Consider the following 21,029-nt stretch of genomic DNA (forward strand, 5'->3'; position numbering starts at 1 on the left):
TTGATTGATTATAAATAAATTCATAACCATGCTAATCATAGCTTTTTCATATTGAGCATTAATTGATAATGTGTATATTGACGTGTGTCATAACTTATTATCAATATGGTGGTCTATTTAGTTTCAGTTTTCATTTTCGGGTATTTACTCATCACCCTTGAAGAAGTAATTAAAATTAATAAAACCGCCGTGGCGTTGTACACCGGTGTAGTGCTGTGGGTGGTGTATGTAGTAAGTACTGATCATACTGAAGATATAAGTGAAGAACTCACCTTCCAACTAGGGAGTATAGCGGAGATACTTTTCTTCCTTATGGGAGCCATGACCATCATCGAGCTCATAGATATTCACCAGGGTTTTAATGTTATAACTAATAGGATAAAGACCTCCAACAGAAAAACTCTGCTATGGATGGTCAGCGGCCTTGCCTTCTTTCTTTCTGCCTTACTAGATAACTTGACCTGCTCTATTGTAATGATATCATTGCTGCGTAAACTCATTGATGATGAGGAAGAAAGGATGATTTATGCCGGAGCCCTGATCATATCTGCCAATGCAGGTGGTGCCTGGTCACCCATTGGTGATATTACTACCACCATGTTATGGATCGGTGGGCAAATCAGCTCTGGCGCGATTATGAAAACACTTTTTGTGCCTAGCCTTATTTGTACCATAGTGCCAACTTTTATGCTGAGCTTAAGCATGAAAGGTGACCTAAACAGAAGAAAGAAGAACGAAAAGAAAGCCATTAAGAATGAAAAAGTAAAAGGTAGTTGGCAGATGCTAATAGGTGGCCTCGGGGCTCTGGTATTTGTACCTGTGTTTAAGGGTATCACTCATTTACCGCCTTATATGGGAATGCTGCTAGGACTTTCGGTGGTGTGGATTATGAGTGAGGTAATACACTTCAAGAAAGGTGAAGAAGAGAAAAAACCTTATTCCGCTGTGTATGCCTTAAGTAAAATTGACGCTTCCAGTGTACTTTTCTTCCTGGGAATATTGATGGCTGTAGGGGTTTTGGAAGAGGCTCATGTGCTTAATGATCTTGCCGCCTGGATGAACGAAACGCTTGGGAATCTTGATTATATCGTATTCTCTTTAGGAATGCTTTCGTCTATAGTAGATAACGTGCCTTTAGTGGCTGCCGCCATGGGCATGTACCCACTGTCTGAGTTTCCTATGGACAGTCGGCTGTGGGAGTTTACCGCTTACTGTGCAGGTACTGGTGGTAGTCTTCTAATTATTGGTTCTGCTGCAGGTGTGGCGGTAATGGGTATGGCCCACATCAAGTTCTTTTGGTATTTCAAAAAGATTACTTTTCCGGCTTTTCTAGGGTATTTAGCTGGTGCAGAGTATTATTTAATTGTTGCACACTTTTTCCATTAAATCATTCCTCTGCTTTTCAGCTCCAGATATTTATTGATAGCATTGATTGAAAGGTTTTCAGGTCGAGTGAAAATGTGTTGAATACCATAGTGTCTTAACTCATTGATAATCATCTCTCTTTCGTTCGCTATTTTATGGGCTACTGTTTTATAGTATATGTCCTTAAGATGCTTTTTGTCATCATTGTAATAGTCTATCAATTCCCTGTTTTCAAATACCACCACTACCAAGAGGTGTGATTTATTGAGCTTTCTAAGTACAGGAAGCACGCGCTCTAATGAGTGTAGACTCTCAAAATTAGTGAAGAGAAAAACCAGGCTTCTGCCTCTTATAGTACGCTGTACAGAGGAATACATGTGCTCATAATTAGCGTCTAGCTTGCTTTCTTTTTCTCGATATAAGGTTTCTAGAATAAACTTCAGCTGGTTTCTCCCACGATCAGCTTTTACTATGCTCTCCACCCTATTGCTGAAGGTGATCAGACCTGCCTTGTCTTGTTTTTGCAATGATGTATTAGCGATCACCAGACTCGAATTGATAGCGTAATCTAATAAGCTCAGGCCATTGAAAGGCATTTTCATGTAGCGGCTTTTGTCTATTAAACAATAAACCTGTTGTGATTTCTCATCAGTATAGCTATTCACCATTAGCTTATTGCTTCTGGAGGTAGCTTTCCAGTTCATACTTTTGTAATCATCACCTCTGGTGTATTCTTTAATCTGCTCAAACTCATAGCTATGGCCTATTCTTCTGATCTTTTTTATACCAAAATTGATGGTAGTACTCATAGCTGATTTGAGCTCATACTTTTTCATATCCATCACTGAAGGATAAACAGCCACTTCCTCATTGATGTCAAAAGTTATCTTTCTTTGTACAAGACCAATTTTTGAACTTATATATAGGTGCACTGCTCCAAATTCATACTGCCCGCGCACCAATGGTCTTATGGTATAGTTTATTTTCTTTTTAGCATTAGGAAACATAGAAAATTCCTTACCAAAATCTCTGATCTGTAGCTGAAATGGAAGTTCATCAATCAAATTCACCAGAAATGATCTTGGTGATTGATTAATAATGGTCAGATTCACCTCATTTTCATTACCCAGAGACATCAATCTGGAAGTGGTACGTGACACCTTAAATTGAATACTCTTCTGAAAGGCCAGAATAATATCAGTAATCACGACCACTAAAAAAGCCACTAGGGCTGTTTGAGCAATGGGGAAGAAAATGTAGAATGGGTAGCCTAATACAAATAGGAAAAAAATGGCACCCAGTCCGGCGAAAAACCTAAAAGGCAGATATAAGTTCTTTATTCTCAACGGGGTACTTCTGTTTTCTTAATGATCTCTTCAATTACATCCTCTGGCTCAATGCCTTCTAGTTCTCTATCCGGATTAAGGATAATTCTATGGTTCAATACCGGTTTGGCTACAAGCTTCACATCATCAGGAATTACATAATCTCTTCCATTCATTACTGCTACAGCTTTAGAAGCACGCATAAGAGCCAAAGAAGCTCTTGGAGAGGCACCAAGGAACAGATCTCCGTTATTTCTGGTGTCATAAATAATATTAGCAATGTAATCCAGAATCTCATCTTTGATGTGCACCTTTTCTACATAGCTGGCCCCTTCTCTGATATCGCTTTCAGTAAGAACAGCGTTTACTGTTTTCATAAGCTCTTCAGAGAAATCAGATCTAAATCTTCTTAATATGATCTTCTCTTCTTCCAGTTTTGGGTAATCCAGTTTTATCTTAAATAAGAATCTATCTAGCTGAGCTTCAGGTAGTTTGTAGGTTCCCTCCTGCTCTATCGGGTTTTGCGTGGCAATGATCATAAAAGGATACTCCATCGGGTAGGTAGTGCCATCTACAGTCACCTGTCTTTCTTCCATCACCTCAAAAAGCGCCGCCTGTGTTTTAGCTGGAGCACGGTTGATCTCATCAATGAGAATGATATTTGAAAATACCGGACCAGAACTGAATTTAAACTCAGATTCTTTCATGTTGAATACCGATGTACCTACCACATCAGTTGGCATTAAGTCAGGAGTAAACTGTATTCTGCTATAGCCTACAGAGAGAGACTTGGCAAACAGCTTGGCCCCCATGGTTTTAGCAAGCCCAGGCACACCTTCGAGCAAAATGTGTCCCTGAGTAAACAGTGAAACCATCATGAGATCTACAAGCTGATCCTGACCAATCAACAACTTCTTTATTTCCTGACGAACGGCTAATAAATTATTCTTAAACTTCAGCAGGTTTTCATCTTGCTGAGGTTCCTCTTGAAAAATGTTTTCTTCCATTACTTGCTCTTTTTATAAAATGACTCAATCTTATTGTGAAAAGACATTAGATCTTCAGATGAAATTTCCACCTTAAAATCTAGTCTTTCATATTCTTTTACAATGGCCTCTAGATCACTTTCAGCTACCTGAGACTTTAAACTTACTTTCTTAATGATTTCTGGCTCCATCTTCTGCGGATGGATATAATACCTATGGCGAATATAAGATAAGAATAGACTCCAGATATGATCTGCAATCTTTTTATGATTCTGCTCTTCATAATATAGATACCCCATGGTTTCAGCAAACTCAATGGAAGTATTTCTATTCTTCTCCAGCACAGGAATAATACGCTGTCTCCTCTTGGCATAGAATACGAAATAGATGATTACCGCAAATATGAGTAAATACCACGCCCACCGTAAAGGAGGTTGAGAAAGTATGTACTTCATAGGATTGTTCTGACTCTTGTCCGGCGTGAATGATTTCTTACTATATTCATCCCAATACAGGTTCTCTCCATGTGTCACCTGCATCATCTCTTCAGTGTAGGCCAGTAACTCCTCCCGGGTAAGATAATAGTTGGTAAAGGTTAATGGCGTGGTATAAAAATAAAGGTGGCCATCACCATACTCAATATCTACGAAATTAATCTTATTATTATCAATATAGCCTAATACGCTTAGGTTTTCAGCACATTCTAAACTATCCAGATACATCCAGCTATATTGGGTGGCTTCCTGATTGTATATGTGTTTGTATGAGAATTCGCTCTCATTTTCAATCAGTCTCATATCCGCCTTTTCGGAATTGATGAAATCAATGATGCCACATTCTTCATCGATCAATGAGTTAATCAGTCGATACGGGAAGTAATTAGTGGCTATAAAGGTTTCATTTCCACTGTAAGTAAACGCTAGCAGTGTATCCAGATCCTGATCAGTGTAATATGCGTTTTCTCCAATAAGCATATATACAGAGTTGCTGTATTCTGTGCTTAATAAATTTGCAATAGGTGTATTGATCTGAGTGTAATTACCATCATAGCTTCTTTTCATTAGCTCATGCATAATGAAGGTACCATATGGCTGTTGGCTTTCTATATTATAGCTTTCATTCCAATTGAAGACTTTTGTCCTTTTGTTGGTAAGAAAGAAATATAAAAAAACACCAATTAATACCGCTGCGCCTGCTCCTATGAGTATGTTTTTATTCATTGCCTTGAGCAGGGTTTATAGATTGAAAATAAGCTTTAAACTTATGGCTGGCATTAATGAGATAAGGATCTCCAACGTTTTTATCGCCGTACCAAACTAAGTGATATATATTAGTGACCTCTTCGAACTGATTATAGCTTTCATGGTCTCTCATTTCCATCATGTACTCCAGGTTAGTCTTCTCCTTTTTCCAATGAATGATGCCCTTTAGTGACAATTCCTTAATGATCATGAGATAGTAAATCCTTAAAGCTAGCTTGTAATTCTTGTCGGAAACAGCCTTTTTTAGCCAAATTAATAGGTCAGATTCCATTAATTTTTCCTCAAGATCTTCAACGGAAATATTATCACTTAGCTTTTTATTCTTAGGATTGAAGCCACCATGGCTTCCAAGTATTTTATATAACACAAATACCAGCACCGCTACTAGTACTAAAATCATGATGAACTGGAAGACCTGACCACCGAACGCAGGAATACTCCAGCTGGGGCCTGAAGAATCACTAGAGCTATACTCATCTCCATCTCCTCGCTCTACAGACTCATCATTGCTACCACGCTTATTTCTGGTGTTTTCATCTCTACCGTCTGAATAGTCTATTTCTTTGGTAATATCCTCCCATTCTTTCCTGTCAAAAGACTCGAATTTTTGGCCATACCCCAAAGTGGTAGTAATAATGAATAATAAAATAAATAGGTTACTCCTTCTCAATATCATCAACTATTTATTAAATGCATTAATCTTTTCAAGCAAGTACTTAGCAGTGGTAATTTCCGATAATGTTTGATACTGAATGTAGCTACCAATAATAAACAATGGTAAAATAAAAGCGATACCTAGCGTGATTACCAGGCCATTAAATGCCAGGGCCAGATAATACATAATGGTGGCATCATAAGCAAAGCTAGACTGTACAAAGTCCAGATAGAACGTCATGAAAGGTGAATCTATCAGAAACATGAATACGCTTAATATGAATATTAAGAGCGCATATAGGCCAATCATTCTTCCACCACTTTGCCCTAAAAACTCTCTAAATCTACTAAAGGCACTACCAAAGGAGACGCCTTCGTGAAACATCACTGAGATAACATACAGGCCTAATGGAAAAATCAACAAAAAGAGAACAATAGCCAGTACATGATGCATAAAGAACAAGGCATTGAGAATCAAGCCTATCGTCAATGCTGCAGTGATAATTTTGGCCTTTGAAATCTTATTATTGAAGAACTTTAGTGTTTGATTATAGGCTAGATATATTAACCCTGCCAAGGCCAGTGCATTAATAAGAAATAACAGTGGAGTTTCTGTGTGCTCCAAAAGTGAAAGCACCTTCATAAGTATAAAAGAATCTACTTGAATAAGGCCTCCCTCTATTAATCCCTTTAAGGCAAAAGCATAGCCTGTCACAGCCAGAGCACAAACACCTAATGCCGGAATGAAATACTTCTTGAAAATTTTGGTGTAAAGCACCACAGAGTCTCTGAATATTTCGTTCATAGACTGTACCTCTCCGTTATATGCTTCTATGTTATAGTCATCAGCTTTGGAGCTGCTATCTTTTATGGGTTGAATGGTGCCATTTCTATGCTTTTTATAAGGCAGCCATGCAAAATAGAATAAAATGAATACCAATGAGCAGATGATGAGAGCCAGTTTGATAACCGCAGGTGCGTCAGTATATCTGGTAAGAAATGATTCTATAATAGCAGCAAATACCAGTATGGGGACTATGCCTATTAATAGTTTTATTCCTAATCGGGCCGATTGCTGGAAGGCTCGCAGTCTGGAATGAGTACCTGGAAAGACAAACCCTTTGCCTAAAACTATTCCTGCAGCACCAGCAATTATAATCGCGGATATCTCTAATGTGCCATGGAGCCAAATGGTGAGCATCGATTCCATGACTAATCCTCTTTCTAGAAAGAAGTATTGAAAAGAGCCGAGCATGATGCCATTAAATATCATTACAATAATGGAGCCCAGCGAAAAAAAAGACACCCATAATAAATGTCATAAATGCGACTCGAACATTATTTACAGATATATGCAGAAACATGTCTACTTCCCCCTGGCTTTTGTAGATAGCCATAGGATCTCCTTTTTCTATATTCTCAAGTGTCTGATTTACATATTCATCACCAAGGATGGTGTTTACAAACTGAGCATCATTGGCAGCCGACACTACCCCTATGGCCACAGCCAGCAAAAATACTAGTAGAGCTAATAGAAGTTCTTTTCGGCAATGGAAGGATATGCTTGGTAGCTCATCTCTCCAAAATTTGATAATCTTATTTCTGCCCTCCTTCTTGTTCTTGTAGATGTTATAAAAGAGTTGCTGAGCCAGATTATTTAGGTATATCTTAATAGAGCGATTAGGATAATTAGTCCTCGCATACGATAAATCATCAGTAATTTGAATGAACAAATCTCCTAACTGATCCGGGTCTCTTCTTTTCAGTCGAAGTAATTGTTCAAACTTCAACCATTTTTCCTTATTTTGCTCAATAAATTTTGTTTCCTTCATTCAAAAAGGGATCAAATAATATTTTAGACTGGCAATATGCAAAAAATTGAAATTAACACCACACAAAATGTGAGTATTGAGTTTGAAATAGCTCCATTAAGAGATCGGATTATTGGCTTTGTAATCGATTTTTTAATTCTGATGGGAAGCACATTCTTTCTTCTGACGTTTGGTACTGTTTTTACCGGAGGCCTTGGAATGCAATATGTTTTGTATTTGGCGGTCATGCCGATTTTCTTTTTTTACTCAATACTGATGGAGGTGCTGAATAATGGCCAGACCCTTGGCAAAAAGGCTATGGACATTAAGGTAGTGAAATTAAACGGACTAAATCCCAGATCTAGCGATTACATTTTAAGATGGGCATTTAGAATGATTGATATTTACTTTTCATTTGGAGCATTGGCCTCGATTTTCATCAGTAGTTCTAACAGAAGGCAAAGGCTGGGTGATATGGCAGCTGAAACTACTGTAATAAAAATAAAGCCGAGTCAGAAGCTCAGATTCAGTGATATTATTAGAATCAATAATATTGATACTTACCAGCCTAAGTTCCCTGAGGTGCGTAAGTTGTCAGAAGATCATATGCTTTTAATCAAATCTGTGCTGGAGAGATATAGAAAGTTCCCTAATCCGGCTCATCGTCAGGCATTAAGAACTGCAGTAGCTAATGTTAGAGAGAAATTATCTATTGATGAAATACCTATGAGCGATGCGGACTTTCTTAAAACATTGATCAACGATTACGTTGTGCTAACCCGTTAAAATTGCATAGTATGAGTATAAATAAAAAAGTTACTGGCATAGGAGGAATTTTCTTCAAAACGAAAGATCCTGTTAAGATGCGTGAATGGTATACTGAGCATTTAGGATTGGTAACAAACGAATATGGTTCTCTTTTTGAATTTAGAAACTCTGAAAACCCGGAGAAGAAGGAATACTTGCAATGGAGCACATTTTCCGAAGACACCAAGTATTTTGAACCGAGTAAAAAGGAATTTATGATCAATTATAGGGTGGAGAATCTGGAGGCTTTGGTGGACGAGCTAAAGGCTAATGGGGTGAAGATTCTCGATGAAATTGCCACTTATGATTATGGTAAATTCGTGCATATCCTTGATCCTGAAAACAACAGCATAGAACTCTGGGAGCCCATAGATCAGGTTTTTACTGATAATTACGAAGACGAAACTACAAAATAAAAAAGAGAGCCCCGACCATTACTGATCGGGGCTCTCTTTTTTATTGTTTATATCAATTATTTCATTGAATCTCCAACCTCATTACTGCTGAAATCACCTTTTAGGTGCTTATTCAGATAATCAACATATTGAGCATATAATAACACGTAGCTCGTGCCGTCATACGCCACACCGTGAGCTCCAGGAGGATATATTCTCAAATCAGCGTCTTTACCATTGTCAATCAATGCTTTTACAAGCTGCATGGTATTCTGTACGTGAACATTTTCATCCATCGTAGAATGAGCAATGAACATTTTCCCATCCAGACCTGCAGCAGCAGCGGATGAAGCGCTTGACTTATAGCCTTCTTCATTATCACCTAATAAATCCATATACCTTTCAGTATAAATACTGTCATATAATCTCCAATCTGTAACAGGTGCACCAACTAATGAAACTTTAAATACACCTGGGTGATTTAGCATAGTGTAGCTAGACATATAGCCACCATAGCTATGGCCTCTAATGGCCATTCTATCACCATCCACCCATGGGTTAGATGCTAAATGTTTTACAGTTTGCACAAAGTCGTAGCTTTCTTTTTCTCCCAGGTTTCTGTAAACCACTTTTTCAAAAGCACTGCCGTAACCACCAGAACCTCTGTTGTTAACGCTTGCAATCACATAGCCATTCTGAGCTAAATATTGCTCCCACGTATCGCTACCAAATTCATTATAAACAGACTGTGCTCCTGGTCCACCATAGATATTTAGCACTAAAGGATATTTATTGCTAGGGTCAAAATCTTTTGGTTTGATCATATACCCGTCAAGCTTCTGTCCATCTTCTGTAGTAAAGCTAAAAAGTTCTTTAGGAGCGTAAAAATGCTCTTCTGTGTATTTCTTTACAGCAACATTGTCCTCAAACTTTTTGATCATCTTTCCTTTTACAGACCATAACTCTACTTGGCGAGGTGTTGAAACATTGCTGTAATTATCAATGTAATACTGACCGTTAGGTGCTACGTTTAAGTGATGTCTGCCTTCATCACGAGTTAATTTCTTTTTTCCTTTTCCGCTGAAATTAACTGCATACAGATGTCTCTCTACTGAAGATTCTTCAGTACTTGTGAAATAAATAGTGCTCTTCTTAGAGTCAACTGCCTCTACACGAACTACTTCCCAGTTTCCTTTAGTTACCTGGTTGAGTAATTTTCCAGTATAATCATATCTGTAGATATGGCTGAAACCGTCTCTATCTGAAATCCATAAGAATTCATTTTTGCCTTCTGGGAAGAAGAATAAATGATTGATACCAGCGAAAAAGTCAAAGACATCAATCCACTGCTCGGATTTCTCCTCCATGATTACTTTACCTTTGCCGGTAGTTACGTCACTGAAGTAAAGCTTTAGATGATTCTGTTTTCTATTCATATGAACTATCGCCAGCTTCCCTGACTCACTAGTCCAGTAGATTCTAGGGATGTATCCGCCGTCAAGAGGTACATTCATCCATACATTCTTTGCCGCACTTACATCTAGCACTCCGATTTTTACCAGAGGATTAGGATCACCCACTTCAGGATATGGAACATTTACATATTCGGCGTGCTGTCCCGCATAGTCAGTCATTTGAAAGATTGGAACCTCACGCTCATCAGACTGCCAGTAAGCAATGTACTTGCTATCTGGTGACCATGACCAAGCTTGAGCTAAACCAAATTCTTCTTCATAAACCCATCCATAACGACCATTATAGAAATACTCTTCAGCGTCAAAAGTAAGTTGTGTTTCTTTCTTTGAGGCAAAATCAAAAACGAATAGGTTGCCCCCTCTTTCAAAACCAACCTTTGTTCCATCAGGAGATATTTCAGCGGTTTGAGCGTCCTTAGCTACAAGCTTTAAAGACTTATCAGCTACAGAGTAAAAGTAGAAATCAGAGATTCCTGATCTTCTCCATACCGGTCTGAAGTTGGTTTGAAATAATATGTATTTAGAGTCTTTAGACCATTGGAACGAGCCATAACTAAAGGCATCATCGCTACCTGGGAATGTTGTGCCTGCAGAACTAAAAATTAGCTCTTCTTTTCCCGTTTTCGGGTTAAAGGATTTAATTTCTGGTTGATTATTAGAACCTCGCTCAATAAATGAAAATCTCTCTCCATTATCAATCCAGTTCACACTTTGAGGTCCTGAACCACCTGAAAGTCTGCCTCTTGAGAATAAGGCGTCTTTAACATTGGCATACTCCTGGTTTTGAGCAGATGCTGCAAAGCTGCACCACGTCAAGATCAGAAGTAGTATTAAGGATTTGTTCTTCATACTATGTTTATCTGATTTATTTAATTATAAATTATAGATGGCAATAAAAAAAAATTGCGTCACCTTAACTACCTGCAATTATAAATGCACTTAGTTAAAGTGACGCAACCGATGATATAATTTTATGGAATTACTTATCCAATATCAGAGATCATATCTGTAAGGATGATAACACCTTCTTTCAAATATTTGTCATCCATTTTCAATTTGTTTTCTGGAGTCTTTGAAGTTCCTTCCTTCTCCACTTTAGCATTGTTCAAAGTAAGTCTGTTTGCTTTTCTTTTCTCTGCCTCGTCTATTTCTTTCTTTCTAGTGGCCTCGTTCAGCGAAATTCTTGTCTTACTCAGGTTTTCTTTCAGCTCTTTGGTGTCTTCAACCAGCTCTTTTAATTCAAGATCACTTTTAAGTCTTGCATTATAGTCAGCATTAAGTTTAGAAACCATTTGAGAAGAAACCTTGTCAGTTAAGTTAAATTGTGCGCTATTGATCTGATCCCAAGGTAATGCACTTTTACTGGCACTCTCTCCAAATTCTTTAGCTTCAAATGCTGAAGGAAGATTTACATCAGGGCTAACTCCCAAATGCTGAGTGCTGCTACCTGTAACTCTGTAGAACTTCTGCAAAGTCAGTTTAAGCTGCCCTACCTTCTCTCCTTCTGGCACATTCATATATCTACCAAGATCAATTACACTTTGAACAGTTCCTTTTCCGAAGGTCTGCTCGCCAATAACTACACCTCTATGATAATCTTGAATTGCGGCTGCAAAAATCTCGGAAGCAGAAGCACTAAATCTATTAATCATTACAGCCATTGGGCCATCATAAATAATGTCTGGATCTTCATCTTCTCCTACTTCTATCTTATTAGTAGATGTTCTTACCTGAACAATAGGACCGTTTTTAATAAATAGACCAGTAAGGTCAATAGCTTCTGCCAACGAACCACCACCATTATTTCTTAAATCCATCATTAGTCCATCAATACCTTGTGCCTCAAGCTCTTTAACTAGTCTTTTAACATCTCTTGTGGTACTGGTATAGTTAGGATCACCTTTTTGGTAAGCTTCGAAATCCATATAAAAGCTAGGTAGTGTTATTACGCCTATGTTATACTCTACACCATTCTTTTTGATAGGAACTATTTCAGATTTAGCTTCCATGTCTTCTAGCTTAATCTTTTCTCTAACCAAAGTAATGATCTTAGAAGCGCCGTTAACACCTGTCTCTGCTGGTAAAATCTCTAGTTTTACCGTGGTGCCCTTTGGACCTTTAATGAGCTCAACTACGTCATCAATTCTCCAACCTACTACATCTACTATCTCTCCGTCTTCACCTTGACCTACTCCTATTATTCTATCATTCTCATGAACAAGATCGCTTTTGTAGGCTGGTCCTCCAGGGATTACCTGAACTACCTTGGTATAGTCTGTTTCTGTTTGTAATCTCGCTCCTATCCCTTCTAAGGATAAACTCATGTTTTGCTTAAATCTATCTGAAGTACGAGGTGAGAAGTAATTAGTGTGTGGGTCAAAAGCTTCAGCAAGAGTATTCATGTATAATTCAAAAATGTCTTCTGTCTTATACTGTTGTATGGCTCTGTCAAAGCGCTCATATCTTTTGCTGATCATGTCCTTGATCTCTGCGGGCTCTTTACCAGTTAATTTCAGAGATAAGGCCTGGCTCTTCACCATTTTGCGCCAAAGATCATTTAGTTCTTCCGTGGAGCTCGCCCATCCTTCCTTCGAACGGTCTGTGTTATAATACTCATCAATAGAGTAATCATACTTATAATCTAATAGATTGCTTTTCACATAAGCCATTCTATTGTCAAATCTTTCTTTAAATACGCTATAGATTTCATAAGCCGCGCTTACATCGCCAGCCTTGGTTAAGTCATCTAATTGTGTTCTGTATTTCTCGAAATTTTTGATGTCAGACTCCAGGAAATAAGAGTGGTTATTGTCTAATGTCTCTATGTAGTCATCTAACATTACTGAAGATAGAGAATCATTCAGCTTAATTTTCTTATAGTGATAAGTGTCTAATATCTGGCTAATTAGTTTTGCTTCGTCTCCGTAGTAACCTTTCGGTGTTAGTGTAGTGCTATCAGTGGGAAATAAAACTGCTCCAGGAATGAAATCAGAGCTATAGGTAATAAAACTTAGCAACACCAGAACGGGTGCTAATACAAATGTTATCTTCTTCATACTTCTTCTGCTTACTCTAATAATATCTTCTAGTTCTATATAACGAAAAGAATGCCAGTTGTTTCAATAATTCGGAATAATATTTTAACTCTCTGATAATCTATGAATTATATTCGTTTAAGAATTTTTGGGCTTGTTCTACTGACTGGAAATTGTAAGTTCTTTTCTGTCCTGTGGAATCTATGATTTCAATATTAATTAAGTCTATACCTTCTTCTGATCCTGTTTTGTTAAGAGCTGCCAATAAATCTGCCGCATCGTTAGATCTGGCTATTTGAAACTGAGTGGCACGAACAGAACCACAGTATTGACATTCATAATACTTAATTAGTTCCCCTTCGGTATCCTGAGTGGGAGCTGTCACTATCTCTTCACGGACCACTTTCATGGTATAAAAGCCGCAATTGTTACATTGCAGGGCTTCCAGGTGTCCTGGATATTTTTCTATTTTTGTTTCTTTTGTTTTCTCATCCACCCAAACATCATAGTCAACAGAGAAAACATTCTCTTCCGCCTGCATACCTTCATCCAGATGCACATCTTCCTCAGCTTCACTGAGTAACCTCATGGTATTGCCAGTGGCTGGATTAACCCTTGGCATATATCTCCACTTTTTCAATTTCTTGTAAAGGCGGGTTGGATAGTAATATTTCAACACCAGAGCGGCAATATATCCCACTAGCACTCCACCAGCTAAAGAGATGAAGAGTCTCACCATAAACCACACCCAATCAAAAGATAAGGAGTCCTTCCCATAAGTATTGATTAGACAAGCCACTGTTATGCCCAGGCTTATAAAGCATATCTGGTAAGTGCGAATCTCATTTTGCCTTATATAATCATACTTCTGTTTAAAATCTTTAACGCCAGATACTTTAACCTGGTGAAATAAGTAGATGATGATAGCTATTACAGCAAATATAATAGCACCTATAAACATGGCGTGATGCCAAATATTTAAAAAGGCGTCGCCAGTGGTTGATTCTTGCATTTCGAGTTTGGTTGGTTAATGGTTCAATTTTTAAATATAAATAAAATGTTGATAAATGAGTGTTTTGGCCTATAAATATTGGTTTTCTGAGTAATAGCGCATGCATAAAATAGATTTGTGTAATATTGCACAATAAATATTGATTAATACTTTGATAATTAATCTTATAGCGATATAATTGTATTATAGTTGTGCAAAAATACACGTCATGAACAATTATCAGCTTAGAAAAATCGACCAGGACTTTATAGTATTTGCAAGAAGACATTACGAGAAGCCAAAACATTGTAAGAATTTGGAGCAGACTAGATTTTATATCGATGAACTTCGGTCTAAAATTGAAGAAATGAAGGTCGCGTGGGACTACGTGCCTGAATATGCTTACACCTTATTATCTGAGTATAATGGCATTCAGAATAAGATATTATTCGAAGAATTTAAGAATGCATATTAATAAATAAAGAGGCTATGGTTTTAATGGACGGAATGAGGTTTATCCCCTCACCTATACCTTTAAAGTATGATTTACTTTATTCGGCTACGGCTAACCAGTCCGGCAGAATGCAGTATCATAAAATAAAGCCAGGCCAGTATAAAGAAAGAATAAGTAGAACGGAGTTTATCGATGTGTTTAATACATCAGATATTATTGCCATGAGGCCAATACCGCAAAAGGAGTCCCCTGTTTTTCAGCTTGAATTTTATATTTAGATTGATTTTTCAAGAATTTACTTAACTTGTATTCTTTATTAACAAATCAATTTTTTAAAATGAAGATGAAATTTACAGCAGCATTGATTCTTTGCTTTACCATTACCATGGGAATGGGAGCTTTTGCTCAAAAAATCAAGAAAGAGGGAGATTTGTCTTTCCTTAAAGGAATAGATAAGATAAACATAGAATACTCTTTTGATGAAATGAAAGTAGGTAAATACGATGATGAAAATGAGTATTTACAAGACCGTATGGATAAAAAAAATGAAAAAGAGCCGGGTACTGGTGATGAATGGAAGAAAGGTTGGTTTGAGGATAGAGAAACTAGGTTTGAACCAAAATTTGAACAGCTTTTTAATGAATACGCTAAGAAATCTGGAATTACCGCAAGCAAGGGGCTAGATGGTGCGGAAGCTACTATGAAGGTTCATACCTACTTTACTGAACCTGGATTTAATGTTGGTGTAGTGAGAAAGTCAGCAATGATTTCAGTGAAAATAGTATTTGTAGATTCTTCTGGAAAAGAAATGGGGAGTCTAGATATTACAAATGTACCAGGAAGAGATGCTATGGGCTATGATTTTGATACGGGATATCGCATAGAAGAAGCTTATGCTAAACTCGGAAAAGAGACAGCCAAATTTTTAGAAAAGAAAGTGCTAAAGTGAAAATAAGGAGGGGAAACCCTCCTTTATTTTTTTATTATCGATTCCAGGCTTGCTGGTGAATAATTGATAGATTTCAAAGTTTTGTTATCCGAGGTCCTGAAAACCAGGTATTTACCATCCTCTTCTTTGTAGTAACATTCAGTGTCTCGTTCCTTTGTGTAATATTCCACAGTAGCTTGAGCTTCACTCTCATCTTTGCAGGCTTTACTCATGTTAGAGCGCTGTACCTCGTCAAAAAGCTCCTTAAACTTCTCTCCTAGCCCAAATTCTAAGATTGCACCTGAAAGCACGTATTGAATATCGCATAGTGCATCAGCAATCTCTACCAGGTCATTGTCTTTTATAGCATCCTCTAGCTCCTTTACTTCTTCTGCTAACAGAGACACTCTTAAGGCGCATCTTTTTTCATCAGGAATAGTTGGTTCGTTAAGAACAGGATGCTTGAACGTCTTGTGAAATTCAGCGACTTGATTGAGTGAATCTGGTTGTTTCATAGTTACTTTTTAATAAAATTCACCGCAATTTTAATCAATATTGGCGGGTGGTAAAAGAATTAATCGATATATCCTTATAAACATTGAAGGATAGATCAATTGCCTTTTTCTATATTTGCAGTCCTTTAAAATTATTAATCAACGAGATATAATTGTTCATGACAGATTTTGTAGCTGAATTACAGTGGAGAGGTATGATTCATGATATCATGCCTGGTACAGAAGAACAGCTAAAAAAAGAAATGACTACCGGTTATATAGGGTTTGACCCAACCGCAGACTCACTTCATATAGGCCATCTTACTCAGATTATGACATTAGTCCATTTTCAGAAAGCTGGTCATAGACCTTTAGCCCTTGTTGGTGGAGCTACCGGAATGGTGGGTGACCCGTCAGGCAAATCAGCAGAAAGAAATTTATTATCTGAAGATATATTAAATCACAATCTTAACTGTGTGAAAGACCAGCTTCAGAAATTTCTAGATTTTGATTGTGGTGAGAACTCTGCCGAAATGGTGAATAACTATGACTGGTTTAAGAATTTTGGCTTTCTTGAGTTTATCAGAGATGTAGGTAAGCACATTTCAGTGAACTACATGATGGCTAAAGATTCAGTAAAGAAGAGACTGGAAACAGGTATGTCTTTTACAGAATTTAGTTACCAGTTGGTTCAAGGGTATGATTTCTATTGGTTAAACCAAAATAAAGACTGTAAGCTTCAGTTAGGTGGTTCAGATCAGTGGGGTAATATAGTTACTGGTACCGAATTGATCAGAAGAAAAGCTCAAGGTGAAGCTTTCGCTATGACCACACCTCTTATTAAGAAAGCAGATGGTACCAAGTTTGGCAAAACTGAGGAAGGTGCTGTTTGGTTAGATAGAAAGAAAACTTCTCCTTATAAGTTTTACCAATATTGGCTGAATACATCTGACGAGGACGCGGCCAACTATATCAGGATCTTTACTCTACTCGGTAAAGATGAGATAGAAGCTCTGGAAAAAGAGCATCAGGAAGCCCCTCATTTAAGACAGCTTCAGCAGGTTTTGGCTAAAGATATCACCATCAGAGTACACTCTGAAGAGGACTATGAAATGGCAGTAAAGGCTTCTCAAATTCTTTTTGGAAAGTCTACCACTGAAGATTTAGAATCAGTAGATGAGGATACTTTATTATCTGTTTTTGAAGGTGTACCTCAAGTACAAATCTCAGCCGCAGCTCTGGCTGAATGTGCTAATGTTACTGATCTTTTATCAGAAGTTACAGATAGTCTTGTCTTTTCGTCTAAAGGTGAAGCTAGAAAGATGATTAAAGGAGGTGGTGTAAGTATCAATAAAACAAAAATTGAAGACACTGCTCAAGAATGTAATTTCAAACTTCTACAAGAAAAGTATTTATTAGCTCAGAAGGGTAAGAAGAACTATTATCTAATTATAGTGGAATAGATCACTATTCTCATTATGTTATGTAAAGGCCATCAAAAGATGGCCTTTTTTTATGTTCAACGGTGTATGGTACTGGACTTTGACGTGATCATTTACTATATTGATTAAGTTCTAATTTCAACCTAAACAATACCCATTATGAACAAACTCCGATTAGGGGCTGTAGCCCTATGCCTTAGCTTTTTTATGTCCTGTGAAGAAAGCGATCAGCAGGTAAAGCCAGAGAAGGAGGAAATCTCTTCAGAAATACTGGCTAAAATCGAAACTCTAGGATTTAGTACAGTTGATGCCTTCCAGTATGATGGTAAGTACTTCGTAGAGAATGATATTGTACTCACAGATGCCCATCTTGAATCATTGTCAGAAGGTAAAATTTATGCATTTGAAGAACAGTATAGCACCGATAACCTCGTTACTGCGTTGCCTAGAACCATAAAGGTGTATCTAAGCTCAAGTTTTTCTTCTAAGTACTTTACTGCGCTAGATGCTGCACTTGGTAGATATAATGCAGAGGGACTTTCCATTACATTTCAGCGAGTAACTAGCGCGAGTAGTGCTAATATGGTTATCAATCCATCTCCATGGTATTACTATTGGTTTGGCATATTGGGCTCTGGGGGTTTTCCTACTGCTGCAGGTAATCCTCACGGTGAGATTTTGCTGACAAAGCAGTACTATGATGGCATCAATAATCCTGGCGCTCTTACCACCACTTTGGCTCATGAAATAGGTCACTGTATCGGCTTTAGGCATACGGATTATATGGATAGAAGCTTCAGCTGCGGTGGATCTACAGATAATGAAGGTGATGGCGGTGTAGGAGCAAACTATATCCCTGGCACATCAGCATCACCTGAGTCTGGTTCATGGATGTTAGCCTGTTCTGACGGTTCTGACAGACCATTTACCAGCAATGATAAAACTGCTCTAGACTATTTGTATTAGTAGATAGATTTATTCGTAGAAAGAGCCCCTACTTAGGGGCTTTTTTTATTTTTATCGTTTAACCAGAATCAATTGCAACCGAAAGCGCAAACGTTTTCGTGATTTTTTATAGCCTAATTCCACTATAATCCTTGATTTTAATTTACATTAGACCACTGATTATACATGAAAATGTGCTGTTTTAGCCCATTTTTTAAAGCTACTACTTATGTTATCATCTATTAAAGAAGGCAAGAAAGTCGACGGTGTTGGCCTTGGAAGTTTGCTGAGATACGAGCAAAATGATTTTGGTCTTAAGTGCTATACAGATATTGCAATCTATGAAATTTCAGTATATACAGATCACATTGTAAGAATCCATATCCACAAAGAGGATGAGATAAATACAAACCCCTATTCTGTAATAGTAAAACCAGAGCAGACCAACTTTACTTTTGTAGATGACGGGGATTTTCTGAATATATCTACAGCTGCCCTTTCGTTGAAAATACAGAAATGCACTTCTCTATTTACGTTTCTCACCGCTAATGGAGAGATAATCAACGAAGATGATACATTTGGCACCTCATATCTTGGTGAACAAGTTACAACTTATAAGAAATTACAAGAGGGTGAGCGATTCATTGGCCTGGGAGAAAAAACAGGACCGCTAGATCGCAGAGGGCATGGCTATACGCATTGGAATACTGATTATTTTGGTTACCCTGAAGATGGGGATCCTTTGTATTGCTCCACTCCTTTTTATATGGGGCTACATCATCAGTTGGCCTACGGCATCTTTCTAGACAATTCGCATAAGAGCCATTTCAACTTTGGAGCATCTAATAGAAGGTTTTCCAGCTTCTCGGCTGATAGTGGTGATATGGATTATTACTTCATTCATCATAATTATGTAAAAGATATTATTTCGTCATACACCTATCTAACTGGCAGAATGGAGCTCCCTCCCATCTGGAGCATGGGCTATCAGCAGTGCAGATATAGCTACTATCCTGATAAAGAAGTGGTTAACCTGGCCAGAACATTTAGAGAGAAAGAGATTCCGGCGGATGTGATCGTGCTTGACATCCATTATATGGATAACTACAAGATATTCACTTGGGACAAAGAGAAATTCTCCCAACCAAAGGAAATGCTTGAGCAATTAAAAGACTTGGGCTTTCATGTAGTGCTGATGTGCGACCCTGGTATAAAAATAGAAGAAGGTTACGCTGCCTACGAAGAGGCAAAAGAGCAGGATCTATTCTTAAAATTTCCTGATGGGTCTCTTTATGAAGGCGAAGTTTGGCCTGGTTGGTGTCACTTTCCTGACTTCACCAAAGAGGAAACTCGTGAATGGTGGAGAGAAAAATTCAAGGCTTATACAGATCTTGAGGTAGATGGTTTCTGGAATGATATGAATGAGATTGCTACCTGGGGGCAGAAATTGCCTGATTTAATAAAATTTAGCTTCGAGGGTGATGAAACTACCGCCAGAAAAGGACGTAATGTGTACGGATTTTTAATGGCAAAGAGCACTTTTGAAGGAACTAAAGAACTCCTGAATGGCAAAAGACCTTTCGTGCTTACGAGAGCTGGTTTTTCAGGCATACAGCGTTATGCTGCCGTCTGGACTGGAGATAACACAGCCACAGATGAGCATATGATGTTAGGCACCCGATTAGTAAACAGCATGGGACTTACTGGCATTGCATACGCAGGTTATGATGTAGGCGGCTTTGTAGGAAATGCCCGCGAAGCACTATTTGCCAGATGGATACAAGTAGGGGCCTTCTCCCCTTTCTTTAGAGGACATAGCAATATTAATACAAGAGACTCAGAACCATGGGCTTACGGAGAGGAAGTTGAAGAGATTTCCAGAAACTATATTAACCTCAGATATCGCTTACTGCCATATATTTACAGTCTGTTTTTTGAAGCCACAGAAACTGGTATTCCACTTTCGCGAAGCCTGGCGATTGATTATACCCATGAAGCCAAAGTTTATGATGAGCTATATCACAATCAATACTTATTTGGACCTTCAATTTTAGTAGCTCCAGTGGTAAGCACTAAGGATATTACGAAGTTGTATTTACCAGAAGGTCAATGGTATAATCTTTTTACTGACCAATTTTACCAAGGTGATCAGGAAATGTTATTTGAGTGCCCTATTGAGCAGCTGCCATTATTCGTAAAGGCCTCAGCCATTATTCCTATGGCTGCCGAAGCTAGAAGCAATACTCAAGATCTTGGAGATGTATTAGAAGTACATATCTATAATGGTAAAGAGGCAAATTCATTTGAGCTATATGAAGATGACGGCGAATCATATGATCATATCAATGGGGCTTTTGCCAAGAGAGAAATAACCTACACTCCAGAGGCTGGCACCATAACCATTGGCAAGCAAGAAGGTGATTTAAAATCATCATACAAAACAATTAAACTCTGTTTACATGGTTTTGAGGCTGAATCCTATCAAGTAAATGACGGAGAGGCAAGCCTTCACATTAAAGGTTACCGATTTATAGAACCTATCTCAAATTTTGATCCTATAGAGAAGGATCCAAATGCTGTAGTTCAAGTTGAAAAATTGAAAACCATTGAATTTGATAATAAAGAAGAATTAATCACTATTAGTTGGACTAATTAAACCT

At 37.9% G+C, this 21,029-nt stretch carries 17 protein-coding genes and 1 pseudogene; 9 read left to right on the forward strand and 9 right to left on the reverse strand.

Translation table 11 applies throughout. The features are described from left to right. Positions 1-105: 105 nt before the first annotated feature. Positions 106-1,386, forward strand: a complete 1,281-nt coding sequence (gene nhaD, locus LVD16_RS16725; protein WP_233769419.1) for a sodium:proton antiporter NhaD — start codon at positions 106-108, stop codon at positions 1,384-1,386. On the opposite strand, the gene LVD16_RS16730 is transcribed toward nhaD, so the two are convergent. The 5 genes and pseudogenes from LVD16_RS16730 to LVD16_RS16750 all read right to left on the reverse strand — a co-directional run bounded on the left by LVD16_RS16730 (position 1,383) and on the right by LVD16_RS16750 (position 7,424). Beyond that, positions 1,383-2,711 carry a DUF58 domain-containing protein gene (locus tag LVD16_RS16730; RefSeq protein ID WP_233769420.1) on the reverse strand — a complete coding sequence of 443 codons (1,329 nt, stop codon included), beginning with the start codon at positions 2,709-2,711 and terminating at the stop codon, positions 1,383-1,385. The two genes, nhaD and LVD16_RS16730, sit on opposite strands and share 4 nt — an antisense overlap. After that, on the reverse strand, positions 2,708-3,697 hold the full coding sequence (locus LVD16_RS16735) for an AAA family ATPase (RefSeq protein WP_233769421.1): 990 nt from the start codon (positions 3,695-3,697) through the stop codon (positions 2,708-2,710). The genes LVD16_RS16730 and LVD16_RS16735 overlap by 4 nt, the downstream gene beginning before the upstream one ends. Continuing rightward, the gene (locus tag LVD16_RS16740; protein ID WP_233769422.1) at positions 3,697-4,896 is read right to left on the reverse strand and encodes a DUF4350 domain-containing protein; all 1,200 of its coding nucleotides are present in this window, start codon (positions 4,894-4,896) and stop codon (positions 3,697-3,699) included. The genes LVD16_RS16735 and LVD16_RS16740 overlap by 1 nt, the downstream gene beginning before the upstream one ends. Continuing rightward, the gene (locus LVD16_RS16745) at positions 4,889-5,614 is read right to left on the reverse strand and encodes a hypothetical protein (RefSeq protein ID WP_233769423.1); all 726 of its coding nucleotides are present in this window, start codon (positions 5,612-5,614) and stop codon (positions 4,889-4,891) included. The genes LVD16_RS16740 and LVD16_RS16745 overlap by 8 nt, the downstream gene beginning before the upstream one ends. Before the next feature lie 3 nt (positions 5,615-5,617). Then, positions 5,618-7,424 (reverse strand): annotated as a pseudogene (locus LVD16_RS16750) (stage II sporulation protein M). Between the two features lie 36 nt (positions 7,425-7,460). Here LVD16_RS16750 and LVD16_RS16760 point away from each other — a divergent pair. Next, positions 7,461-8,189, forward strand: coding sequence for an RDD family protein (locus tag LVD16_RS16760; RefSeq protein WP_233769426.1), 729 nt, complete (start codon positions 7,461-7,463; stop codon positions 8,187-8,189). 11 nt (positions 8,190-8,200) lie between these two features. Then, positions 8,201-8,626, forward strand: coding sequence for a VOC family protein (locus LVD16_RS16765; protein WP_233769427.1), 426 nt, complete (start codon positions 8,201-8,203; stop codon positions 8,624-8,626). 56 nt (positions 8,627-8,682) lie between these two features. Here the strand turns inward: LVD16_RS16765 and LVD16_RS16770 are convergent, their stop codons facing one another. The 3 genes from LVD16_RS16770 to LVD16_RS16780 all read right to left on the reverse strand — a co-directional run bounded on the left by LVD16_RS16770 (position 8,683) and on the right by LVD16_RS16780 (position 14,127). Next, the gene (locus LVD16_RS16770) at positions 8,683-10,929 is read right to left on the reverse strand and encodes a S9 family peptidase (RefSeq protein ID WP_233769428.1); all 2,247 of its coding nucleotides are present in this window, start codon (positions 10,927-10,929) and stop codon (positions 8,683-8,685) included. A gap of 134 nt (positions 10,930-11,063) precedes the next feature. Beyond that, complete coding sequence (locus tag LVD16_RS16775; protein ID WP_233769429.1) at positions 11,064-13,136, reverse strand: carboxy terminal-processing peptidase; 2,073 nt, start codon at positions 13,134-13,136, stop codon at positions 11,064-11,066. Between the two features lie 100 nt (positions 13,137-13,236). Continuing rightward, positions 13,237-14,127: a hypothetical protein gene (locus tag LVD16_RS16780; RefSeq protein ID WP_233769430.1), complete on the reverse strand. Its 891-nt coding sequence runs from the start codon at positions 14,125-14,127 to the stop codon at positions 13,237-13,239. 208 nt (positions 14,128-14,335) lie between these two features. Between LVD16_RS16780 and LVD16_RS16785 the strand changes: the two genes are divergently transcribed. The 3 genes from LVD16_RS16785 (at position 14,336) to LVD16_RS16795 (ending at position 15,509) form a co-directional block, all read left to right on the forward strand. After that, positions 14,336-14,581, forward strand: a complete 246-nt coding sequence (locus tag LVD16_RS16785) for a hypothetical protein (RefSeq protein ID WP_233769431.1) — start codon at positions 14,336-14,338, stop codon at positions 14,579-14,581. Positions 14,582-14,595: 14 nt separating this feature from the next. Then, the gene (locus LVD16_RS16790; RefSeq protein ID WP_233769432.1) at positions 14,596-14,838 is read left to right on the forward strand and encodes a hypothetical protein; all 243 of its coding nucleotides are present in this window, start codon (positions 14,596-14,598) and stop codon (positions 14,836-14,838) included. Positions 14,839-14,903: 65 nt separating this feature from the next. Then, entirely contained in the window at positions 14,904-15,509 is a 606-nt protein-coding gene (locus LVD16_RS16795; protein ID WP_233769433.1) for a hypothetical protein, read from the forward strand. Between the two features lie 23 nt (positions 15,510-15,532). Here LVD16_RS16795 and LVD16_RS16800 read toward each other — a convergent pair whose 3' ends face one another. Then, positions 15,533-16,003, reverse strand: coding sequence for a pyrophosphohydrolase domain-containing protein (locus LVD16_RS16800; protein ID WP_233769434.1), 471 nt, complete (start codon positions 16,001-16,003; stop codon positions 15,533-15,535). A gap of 158 nt (positions 16,004-16,161) precedes the next feature. On the opposite strand from LVD16_RS16800, the gene tyrS reads away from it, so the two are divergent. The 3 genes from tyrS (at position 16,162) to LVD16_RS16815 (ending at position 21,025) form a co-directional block, all read left to right on the forward strand. Then, on the forward strand, positions 16,162-17,445 hold the full coding sequence (gene tyrS, locus LVD16_RS16805; protein ID WP_233769435.1) for a tyrosine--tRNA ligase: 1,284 nt from the start codon (positions 16,162-16,164) through the stop codon (positions 17,443-17,445). Positions 17,446-17,583: 138 nt separating this feature from the next. Next, a complete protein-coding gene (locus LVD16_RS16810; RefSeq protein WP_233769436.1) occupies positions 17,584-18,390 on the forward strand; it encodes a M57 family metalloprotease in 807 nt (268 codons plus the stop codon). 208 nt (positions 18,391-18,598) lie between these two features. Continuing rightward, positions 18,599-21,025 carry a glycoside hydrolase family 31 protein gene (locus LVD16_RS16815; protein ID WP_233769437.1) on the forward strand — a complete coding sequence of 809 codons (2,427 nt, stop codon included), beginning with the start codon at positions 18,599-18,601 and terminating at the stop codon, positions 21,023-21,025. The last annotated feature ends 4 nt before the right edge of the window (positions 21,026-21,029 follow it).

This window comes from Fulvivirga ligni (genome assembly GCF_021389935.1).
GTDB classification, from domain to species: Bacteria; Bacteroidota; Bacteroidia; order Cytophagales; family Cyclobacteriaceae; genus Fulvivirga; species Fulvivirga ligni.